This window comes from Brevibacillus sp. HD3.3A (genome assembly GCF_013284375.2).
GTDB lineage: Bacteria > Bacillota > Bacilli > Brevibacillales > Brevibacillaceae > Brevibacillus > Brevibacillus parabrevis.
In genome coordinates, this window is record NZ_CP085874.1 from 1,179,991 (window position 1) to 1,191,210 (window position 11,220).

General features: G+C 37.6%; 5 protein-coding genes and 1 pseudogene. All 6 read left to right on the forward strand.

Annotated features, from left to right (window positions below):
• Positions 1–48: 48 nt before the first annotated feature.
• Positions 49–852 (forward strand): annotated as a pseudogene (locus HP435_RS05995) (SpoVR family protein); the annotation flags it as partial.
• A gap of 737 nt (positions 853–1,589) precedes the next feature.
• Positions 1,590–2,042: a BREX-3 system P-loop-containing protein BrxF gene (gene brxF, locus HP435_RS06000; protein WP_173598488.1), complete on the forward strand. Its 453-nt coding sequence runs from the start codon at positions 1,590–1,592 to the stop codon at positions 2,040–2,042.
• An 11-nt stretch (positions 2,043–2,053) separates the two neighbouring features.
• On the forward strand, positions 2,054–5,740 hold the full coding sequence (locus HP435_RS06005; protein ID WP_173598487.1) for a DUF6079 family protein: 3,687 nt from the start codon (positions 2,054–2,056) through the stop codon (positions 5,738–5,740).
• An 11-nt stretch (positions 5,741–5,751) separates the two neighbouring features.
• Entirely contained in the window at positions 5,752–8,529 is a 2,778-nt protein-coding gene (locus HP435_RS06010; protein ID WP_217365617.1) for a DNA methyltransferase, read from the forward strand.
• Between the two features lie 16 nt (positions 8,530–8,545).
• On the forward strand, positions 8,546–10,489 hold the full coding sequence (gene pglZ, locus HP435_RS06015) for a BREX-3 system phosphatase PglZ (RefSeq protein WP_173598486.1): 1,944 nt from the start codon (positions 8,546–8,548) through the stop codon (positions 10,487–10,489).
• 9 nt (positions 10,490–10,498) lie between these two features.
• Positions 10,499–11,212: a hypothetical protein gene (locus HP435_RS06020; protein ID WP_173598485.1), complete on the forward strand. Its 714-nt coding sequence runs from the start codon at positions 10,499–10,501 to the stop codon at positions 11,210–11,212.
• Positions 11,213–11,220: the final 8 nt, after the last annotated feature.

An 11,220-nucleotide genomic window follows, 5' to 3' on the forward strand; every position in this document is an offset into this window, starting at 1 on the left:
TGCCCCATATACATAAAGTAGGCTTTGGCGAATGGAGGGGGAAAGGCAATGACAGGCGACGAGCGCAAAGAACTGGAGCGATCCATTGACGAGATCACGGAGATAGCCAAGGGGTTCAACCTTGATTTTTATCCGATGCGATACGAAATATGCCCGGCAGACATCATTTACACGTTTGGCGCGTACGGCATGCCGACCAGGTTCTCGCACTGGAGTTTTGGAAAGAGCTTTTACAGGATGAAACTGCAATACGACCTGAACCTGAGCAAAATTTACGAGCTGGTCATCAACTCCAACCCGTGCTATGCATTTCTTCTGGACGGCAACTCGCTGATCCAAAACAAGCTGATCGTTGCCCACGTGCTGGCTCACTGCGACTTTTTCAAAAACAACATGCGCTTCTCCAATACGAACCGCGATATGGTCGAGAGCATGGCGGCGAGCGGCGAGCGGATTCGCCAGTACGAGATCGAGCACGGCAAGGAAGCGGTCGAGAACTTGTTGGATGCGAGCCTGGCGATACAGGAGCATATTGATCCGAGCTTGCTGCGTCCCAAGCTGAGATGGAAGCGGGAAGGGGAAGAGCCGCAGAAAAAAGCGAAGTATGAGCGGACATCGCCTTACGATGACCTGTGGGGACTGGACCGCAAAGAAAAAGTGGAAGCTGATCCCGCCAAGCAAGTGCGCAAATTCCCGCCAGTTCCGGAAAAAGACTTGCTGCTGTTCATCATGGAGTACAGCAACGTGTTGGACGATTGGCAACGCGATGTGCTGACGATCATCCGCGACGAGATGCTCTACTTCTGGCCGCAGATGGAGACGAAGATCATGAACGAAGGCTGGGCTTCGTATTGTAAAGGTGCTTATAACAAAAAAAGGCGAGGCGATAACCTTTATGATATCTCCTTGCCTTTGTAGTTATATTTACAGAAAATTCCGTGTTTACCGAAAGGATATAGGCATGGACAAGGTACCTAATTTTGTCCATTTGGTAAATGGGTTTCGACTATTGTTTCATAAAGGTTTTATCAAGACTTAGCTTCAAGTGATCGGGACAGGTATTTGAAAGAGCTGACCACTCCAGCCTGTCCCCAGTTATTTCTCCACGTTCAATTGCAACAGTGGGAAGGATTACGGGCGATGGCTAACGATGCGTTCCAACGTTGATTGGGATTTACATTCAACATTGATTCGCATTTTTCCTCAAACATCAACAAATAAACACGCAACTGCTCTAGCATGTCTTTATGGAGTTGATTCAACGTATTTGCTTATGCTCAATGCCTTTAAAATGAAAGCGAGATTTTCGAATCATCGACGATTCCGTTGTGTGTAAAAACATACAAATGGCCGGCCTTTTGCGAGACTATAGCTCAGCTCATCACCAATTTATTATCTTCATTAATCTTGAAGAAACTTCTGGGAATATTGTTTGGAGAAAGATTCAAATGAAAATTCGTAGAAACCAATATGTAGGTTTTGGATGTAAAGCCAATCCTCTCATAAAACAAACGTTCGCTGACACTTTAGTACCAAAATATAGTAACATAGTATGAGATGTTACATTTTTATACGGTAGAGGTGACAGAATGTCATTAACCGAAAGAATAGAAAGAGAAAGTGAGCAGATCAGAGGACAAAGACATCAGTTGTTGTTCATATCCTGTAATACATTGGATGAAAAGTCTTTACTGGAACATATTCAAAGTCTACAGATTCCGATATATAATCTAAGTCTTGAATTATCACGACATTTGAAAGAATTTACTGTACAAAAAAGGCAACGTGAAGTCAGTACGCATTTACGTCAATTAGTGAATACGAGTGAAAGTGAAATTGTTTGTTTCGAAAAAATCGAATACATATTCGATCCTGAATTGAAACAAGATCCGTTAAGATTATTCGAAAGTATAAGTGGGAATGTAGTCGTTATTGTGGTCTGGCCGGGAAATGTGGAAGGCTCAACAATGACATATGCAGTACCAGGCCATCCCGAACATACTACCTTACATGTACAAGAAGAAAATATTATCAAATTGTAGGAGGATGGAAAGTGAAATACAGTGAGTTAATTCAATTCGAACCAGTCGAATCGGTAGTAGAACTTAAGGGTGCAGCAAAAAGTGACTATGCAAACAAACTTATAGATACTTATGTCATATCAGAGCATATGGCTGAAACTATAGATGAAGTGATTATTGAACAACTACAATTCCAACGTCCTGCGGATAATAAAGGTCTTTTTATTGTTGGTAATTATGGTACAGGTAAATCCCATTTAATGAGCGTGATATCTACAATAGCTGAAACGCAAGGGATCAGTTCACGAATTCAGAATGAACGTGTAGCAGGAAAATCCAAGGAAATTGAAGGCAAATTTAAAGTGTTGCGGGTTGAGCTTGATGGAATCACTATGCCTTTGCGAGAAGTTCTATTTCAATATATTGTTGAATACATGGAAGAGCTAGGTGTAGACTTTGAAATCCCCAATTTTGAATCGGTAAAAAGCAATAAAGACGAATTACTGAAAATGATGGCAGCTTTCCATGATGAATACCCTGATCATGGTTTCTTAATTATTATTGACGAATTATTAGACTATCTACGTTCAAGAAAAGTACAGGAATTAATTTTAGACTTAAACTTTATCCGAGCTATGGGTGAAATCTGCCGAAATAGCCGCTTTCGTTTCATGGCGGGGATTCAAGAAATGTTGTTCGATAATCCGAAATTTCAATTTGTTGCAAGCGAATTAAACCGTGTTAAAGAACGAACAGAGCAAGCGTTTATTTCAAGAGAAGATATCGAATATGTCGTCTCTCGGCGTCTATTAAAAAAGGACGCTAAGCAAAAAGCACTGATTCGTGAGCATTTACAAAAATTCACTTCACTATATGAGAAGCTGAATGAAAATATCGAGAAGTATGTTGACCTCTTCCCGATTCATCCTGCATATTTAGCCACATTTGAGAAGGTTTCTGTTGCGGAAAAGCGGGTTATTCTTAAGACAATAAGTAGAGAAATGAAAAAGATATTGGACGATGAGGTTCCTGTTGAACAATCTGGATTAATTTCTTATGACAGCTACTGGCCTTACATTGAAGGAGACAAAGGATTAAAAACAAATCCTGATGTAAAAGCGGTCATGTCCAAAGCAAATATATTATTGGATCGCATCGAAAATGCATTTACTCGTCCAGCTTATCGACCAATGGCTAAACGTATCGTTCAGGCGTTGTCTGTTTTTCGTTTAACTACGGATAATATATATTCTCAACTCGGAGTAACACCAGACGAATTACGTGACCAATTATTTTTGTATGCAGAATTACCGGAGCAAGACTCGGAGTTCCTGCGTACGACCATTGAATCCGTGCTAAAGGAAATCCTAAAAACTGTTAGTTATCAATATATATCGGTTAACAAAGAAAATGGTCAATATTATCTGGACATCGACAAGGATATTGATGTGGATAGTTTAATTGAAAATAAAGCTGAAACCTTAAGCGATAATCAATTAGACGAATATTATTTTCAAATTCTGGCTCAAGTTACAGATACAGCAACAGAACACACCTACGTACCAGGTTATAAAATATGGAAACATGAATTAAAATGGCATCAAAAAAGAGTAACCCGTCCTGGTTATATTTTCTTTGGTGCACCAAATGAACGGTCAACAGCTCAGCCAGAAAGAGACTTTTATCTTTATATGATTCAACCTTTTGATCCTCCTAAATATAAGGACGAGGAAAAGCCTGATGAGGTCTTTTTCAAGCTTGATGTGAAGGATGAGAAGTTTGTTGTACCGTTGAAGTTTTATGCAGGTGCTAAGGAAATGGCTGGATCGGCAACCAGCGGTACGAAACAGCTGTATGAACAAAAAGCGGATACGTACCGAAAACAAGTCGTAAAATGGCTTAATGAAAATATGCCAACCACATTTAAGATGACCTACAAAGGTGTTACGAAAAAGTTAGCGGAATGGAGTACGTTTGCCCATGCACATAGTGCTGTTCGCGACATTATTGATGCTGCCGCTGACGATTGCTTGTCATCCTGGTTTAATGAGAAATATCCGGATTATCCGTCTTTTACCAAAGTGAATACGCCAATTACGGAGGAAAGTCTGAGAACGACTTATATACCAGAAGCATTGAGGAATATTCCACAGCCTAGTACGAAAAACGGAAAAGCTATTTTGGAAGGCCTTGTATTACTTGAAAATGATAAACTCAACTTGCATCAATCGGGATATGTAAAATGGGTATTAAATTTATTGGAACAAAAGGGGCATGGTCAGGTATTGAATGCCTCAGAATTGCTTGAAGTCGTTCAAATATATCAAGGCAATCTTGAGTTGAAAAAGACGAAAATGTTCCAGTTAGAGCCGGAACTATTTACTGTGGTACTAGCCTCTATGGTTTTTAACGGCGACATCGTTCTTACAATTAATAGTGAGAGTTATGATGCCATGAAGTATGAACAACTCATAAAGCTGCCATTGGACGAATTAATGGACTTTAGCCATATCAAAAAGCCAAGTGACTTGCCATTGCCTGCTCTAAGAGAGTTGTTCCAGTTATTTGATATTAGTCAAGGTATGTTAAATCCTGACGCTCTTGAGAAGGCTGGAATCGGCCAATTGAATTTAAAATCTCAGCAAGCGTTACAGGAAGTTGTGACCATAACACACGAAATGAAAGACGGATTTCCAATATTGGACACAACAATCCTATCTAAAGCCGAAGTTGCTGAGAAAAGGGACCAATTAAATAAAGCAAAAGATTTTCTGCAGCATCTTCAGATTTACAATACATCCGCTAAACTTAAAAACTTCAAATACTCTGTAGATGAAGTGAAAAGTTATGCAGAATCATTAGAACTGGTTGCTCAGCTTAATAAGCTTAAAAAACGTTCTGAGGAAGTAACCAAAGCTGCAAACTACATTGTGAATGCACAGTATCATTTACCTTCAAGTCATGATTGGCAGATTCAAGCGGAAGCAGCCATTGATAATTTAATCGATGCCTTAAAGCAGGGGGAAGAAATCCAAGCGGAGTTAAAAGAAGTACAGCGGTTGAAAACAGAGTACGTATCGATTTATATGAAGATCCATGCATCAGCACGTTTGAATGCTACAGATGATAACAAAAAGCAAAAGCTATTCAATGATCCAAGGTATACTGCGTTACGTCAGCTTACAAGCATAGAAATATTGTCTTCTCAGCAATTGGAGCAATGGCAGGTAAGGATGAACGAGTTACAACCGTGTTGGCGATTAACGAAAGAGGAATTAGAACATTCACCGATCTGCCCACATTGTAAGTTAAGGCCGAAAGATCAAACTTTTATTAAGTATCCTAGCTTGGAAGAAGTTGAAGATCAACTTCAAGATCTAATGGATTCTTGGACAACAACATTATTAAATAACTTTAACGATCCACAAATTAAACAAAATGTCTCTTTATTGAAACCTGAGCAACAAAGCCTAATTGAACAATTTATTTCAAGCGAACAATTTTCATTACCTATTGATGTGAAGCTGATTCAAGCCATTAAAGAGCTTCTACAAGGAATAGAGAAGATTGAATTAAACGTGACAGATGTAATACAAATGATGGGGAACGGAGATCCGTTAACAGTGGAAGACCTTAGAATGCGGTTTGAAAAGATGATTAAGGAGCGGGTCGGAAACTCAACAGGAAACAATATTCGTATCATGCTAAACCATAAGTAGGAGGACTAACCTTGGAATCACATAAAGAACAAGTAACGATGTTTGATGAAATGGAAGATCATCAAGATGGACCTGTTACATGCTTAGGCATGACGTTTAACAATGATGAAGAGCGAAGAGCTTATTTTACAGAACAACTTCGTAAGAAATTGCCGGAGCTAAAAAAAATGGAGGGATTCCCAATAGGTGAGGATGAAGACATCCTTGCCCTTTCTGACCCTCCATATTATACAGCCTGTCCTAACCCATGGATAAACGATTTAATTGATGAATGGAAAAATGAAAAACAACAACAGTATGCAGAACATGAAAACGACTACCATAGGGAACTATTTGCCTTTGATGTTTCAGAGGGAAAGAATGATCCAATGTATCTTGCACATAGCTACCATACAAAAGTTCCGTATAGGGCAATAATTAGATATATATTACATTACACGAATCCAGGCGACATAATTTATGATGGATTTTCGGGTACAGGAATGACTGGAGTAGCTGCTAATTATTGTGCAAGTAAATCTATTATTGAGGATTTGGGATATAGAGTTTCTGGTGAAGAGATATTCAATGATAGCGGTCATACTTTTTCAAAAGTTGGGGCTAGAAAGGCGATATTACAGGATTTATCACCTATTGCGGCACACATTGCAAAAAACCTTACAACTGAAAGACAAGATGACTTTGAGCAATTTGTTAACTCTCAGATAGATGAAATTGAAAAGAAATACTCATGGTTATACGAGACACAACATACAAAGAGTGACACTATTGGAAGGATTAATTATGTTGTCTGGAGCGAAGTGTTTATATGCCCTAATTGTGCCTCGGAGATTTCGTTTTGGGATGTTGCTGTTGACATCAAAAATAATGAGATTAAAGAGAATTTTAATTGTAATCATTGCAATGTTGAATTATCTAAACGGAATTTAGAAAGGGTACTTGAACATAAATTTAGTTCGAAGATAGAAAAAACATATAGACAGAATAAATATATACCAACTTTAATTAACTATTCTGTCGGTGGCAAAAGATTTGATAAAGTTCCCGATCAAAGGGATTTAGATTTGCTAAAAAAAATAGAAGAATTAGATGTGAATGTATTTTATCCAACAAATAAAATAATTCAGGGCGATGAAATTGGCAGGCTTTCGAATTTAGGTTTTGACTATTCATTTCAATTAATGTCAGTTCGGAATAATATCATAATAGGTTCATTATATGAGAAGTTTATAAAATCAAAATATAAAAACCCTGGGATATTTCTACTAACTGCTTCTCTTCCAAACCTAACTTGGATGTATAGATGGAGAATTAATAAAAAAGGGGGATCAACTTCTGGCACGTATTATATATGTTCAACTCCTCAAGAAAATAATCCCTTTAATCAAATAAGACGTAAGTTAACAGATATAATGAACGTTATTAGCATTAACAGTGGGATGAATAACACAGCAATAAGCACAATGTCTTCAACCAACAATTCCATACATGATAATTCAATAGATTATATATTTACTGACCCTCCTTTCGGTTCAAATCTAATGTATTCTGAATTGAACTTTTTATGGGAATCGTGGATAAAGGTTGCTACAAGAAATGAACCAGAGGCCATTATAAATAGTAATCAAAATAAAACTAATAATGAATACAAAGAGTTAATGGTTAAATGTTTTAAAGAGAATTACAGAATACTAAAACCAGGAAGATGGATGACCGTGGTTTTTAGCAACTCAAAAGCGATTGTCTGGAATTCAATCCAAGAAGCATTACAAAGGGCAGGATTTATTGTAGCAAATGTAGCTGTATTGGATAAAAAACAAGGGAGTTTTAAGGCGGTTACAACCGCCACCGCTGTAAAACAGGATTTAGTAATATCTGCTTACAAACCTAGGGAAGAAAATATAAACAAAATGTTTAAGGAGCAAAATACAGAAGAATCTGCCTGGACATTTGTAAATCAACATTTGGAGCAACTTCCCGTTTTTATCGGTGAAAAAGGGGAAGCACAGATGATAGTTGAGAGAACACCCCGAATTCTATTTGACCGTATGATTGCTTACCATGTTCAAAAGGGTCTTCCGGTGCCAATCTCCTCAGCAGAGTTTCAGGAAGGAATTACTCAACGTTATCCAATGCGTGATGGGATGGCATTCTTAGAAAGTCAAGTAGCTGAGTATGACAAAAAGAGAATTCTAGTAAAAGAGTTTTCACAAATGAGCTTGTTCGTTTCTGATGAAAACAGTGCAATAGAATGGATACGACAGCAATTAATGACTAAGCCACAAACAAGACAAGATTTACATCCAAACTATACGAAGGAAATTCAGCACATTGCGAAGCACGAGTTGCTCCCTGAACTAGATCAATTATTGGAACAAAACTTCTTGATGTACGAAGGAAATGAATCCGTACCAAGCCAAATCCATACTTACCTCAGCTCAAATTATAAGGACTTACGTGGTCTGGATAAAAATGATCCAAGATTAAAGGAAAAAGCAAAAAATCGTTGGTATATTCCAGATCCAAACAAACAGGCTGACTTGGAAAAACTCCGTGAAAAGTCCTTGCTTCGTGAATTTGCCAACTATAAGGAAGAAATAGAGAAGAGCAAAAAGAAGTTGAAGCAATTCCGTACAGAAGCAATTCGTGCAGGTTTTAAGAAAGCATGGGGAGAGAAAGACTTCGCAACCATAGTTAATATTGGAGAACGACTTCCCGAATCAGTGATTCAAGAAGATGACAAACTGTTGATGTATTTCGATAACGCCCAAATTCGATTAGGCATGTAAGAAAGAAGTGAGAAATGTGCCAACTTGGCGAGATGCAGTATTGAATCATTTTAATAATCATTTTTCCCATTTGAAGATTGTCACTGATCCTGATGGCTTGCTTAAGGATGAAAAAATCATCAATGTACTTAAGGATGAAGGCATTGAAATTTTGGAATTTCAGGATAGGGCTACATTTCGCTTCCTTTTCGAAAAATATTTTCGAGGGAAAAAGGAGAAGCATGTCCTCATTTACTTAAATCATGATGCAGTGGATATGCTTCCTTATGATGTAATGCAATCAGGTCAGATTATTGAATTAAAGATCTCACAGGTTTTTCCGGATTTTTCGCACCACATTATTCAACAATTAGATGGACGTGCCTTAGACGCCTTGTATGTTGCTTCCAAAGAGCAGCTTCAAGGCTCTCTTTCTAGTCATGCGACTTGTGATTTCTTACTTCGTAAAGTTTATAAGCTTGCCTATGATATCGTAGAAACGAAGGAAGAATTGATTAAGTTACTGCTTCAGAAACATGATAATACATACTTTATACCACCGGTACTGGAAGAATTTTTAATAGATCATTTCTCAAAGGATGACATGCTAAAAAGTTTGCCTATTTATCGACTAGTGACATCAAGAACATTCTTCTACCAATACTTACAAAATGATTGGGAAAAATACATCAATTATTTGCAAGAGTCTCAGTATCAAGGTAAAGAGCAAGGTACAGAAAGTTACTATCATCAGCCTTTGCTTGCGAATTCTGAATCGATGAAGTATGTTTTCAACCAATTATTCTTAGAAGGCAAGCTTAAACCGATTGTCCATATGGCTGCTGAACGGATGCCAAAATGGACGCATGTTGGCATCCAAATTGATTCACACAGGAATTATAGACAAAAAGTAGAAACGTTGATTCGAAAAATCGAGAAACAGTTAGATGCTTCATTGACTTATAAACAGTGGATTGAAGTAGCCAGATGGTTCTGTGAAGTGAAATACATTGTAAATAAAAACAACATCATTAATCATATTGATCTGCAAAGTATTGAACAGAAACTAGAGAGTATTTTTGAATTATGGATGCTAACAGAATTCCAAACGTTATCCAACTTGCCGTATGTTAGTCATCCTGTTATGGTACATCATATCCCCCATTTCCTACGACTTAAAAAGAGTAAGAAAAAAGCTCTAATTGTATTAGATGGGATGAGTTTTATCCAGTGGAAACAAATCGAAGAATATTTGTGTGATGACTTTCACTGTGATGTTCAAGGGAGCTTTGCTTGGGTTCCTACAATTACGTCTATATCACGTCAAGCAATATTCACTGGAGAGATTCCATTTTATTTTGCAGAAACAATACATTCAACATACAAAGAACCTGCTGCTTGGCAGTTGTATTGGGAAAAAGAATCCATATCTAAATTACATATAAGTTATCAAAAGGGACTGGGTTTAGAAACATATGAACCGAGTCAGATTCATGCCTTACAAAAGAGTAATATTAAGATAACGGGGATGGTTATAGATACGATTGATAAATTAATGCATGGTGCCATTCTTGGGCATAAAGGCATGATTGCCGCATTGGATGTATGGTTGCAAAAAGGATATTTAAAACAGCTGCTAAGGGATTTGTTAGACGTTGGTTTCGACATTTACATTACTTCTGATCATGGAAACCAAGAGAGCATAGGGATTGGCCGAATCCAGGAAGGGGTTCTTGCTGAGACCAGAGGAGAACGTGTTAGAATATATAAGAATGAGCTTTTAAGGGACCAAGCTGCAAAATATCATTCCTCAATTGTTTGGCCAAATACTGGATTGCCTAATGATCGGTTCATGTTGTTAGCAAAAAGTGGAGAAGCATTCATCAAGAAAGGAGAGCAAGTGGTCAGTCATGGTGGCATCAGCCTTGAAGAAGTGATTGTTCCTTTTGTTCACATCACGAGAAAAGAAAACATTCAGTGAGGTATATATATGAAAAAAGCAGTTGGTTTTGATCAGAAAATATTGTTACACCAGTTAGATTACATGGCAAAAGAAATTGGGCGAAATGAAAAAGACGATCTTTATAATCTAATGGATGATTACCTGAAATCTGATATTGCAGGAAATAAATCGAGATTAAATGCCAGAACGATAATATTTAAAATATGGTATTTGGTTCCGGAATCACATCAATATATTCAACAACAAGCTGTTCAAATGTATCCAGATTGTACTCAGGTTGAGAAATTGCTGATTCATTGGGGATTAACAATTTTAGCCTATTCGTTTTTTAGAGATGCAGTTCATGAAATGGGGAAACTATTTAAATTGCAGGATGAACTATCCAGCGAGCAAATAAATCGAAAGATGAAGAATCTGTATGGAGATCGCCGAAGAATTGAAGTGGCAACCAGTGCTGTTTTAACATCTTTACGTTCTTGGAATATCATTGATTCTCAAAAGAATACTAACCGAATCGCTCAAAAGTGCAGAATTGAGAATTCTGATGTTAAATCATGGCTCGTTGAGGTTCTCTTGACTGCTACAGAATCAGGTGCGATGACGATGCAATTTATTAATGATCATCCCTTGCTGTTTCCTTTTGAATATTCAATAGCACAAAGCGATTTGAAAACGGAACGATTTATGGTGACCAGACAAGGTATTGATATGGTCATGATTGGTTTAAATAAAAAAGTTTGATGCCAGAC

Bases quoted from the DNA above. Each gene is read 5' to 3' on its own strand.
- brxF (WP_173598488.1), top strand. From the start codon at position 1,590: ATGTCATTAACCGAAAGAATAGAAAGAGAAAGTGAGCAGATCAGAGGA.
- HP435_RS06020 (WP_173598485.1), top strand. From the start codon at position 10,499: ATGAAAAAAGCAGTTGGTTTTGATCAGAAAATATTGTTACACCAGTTA.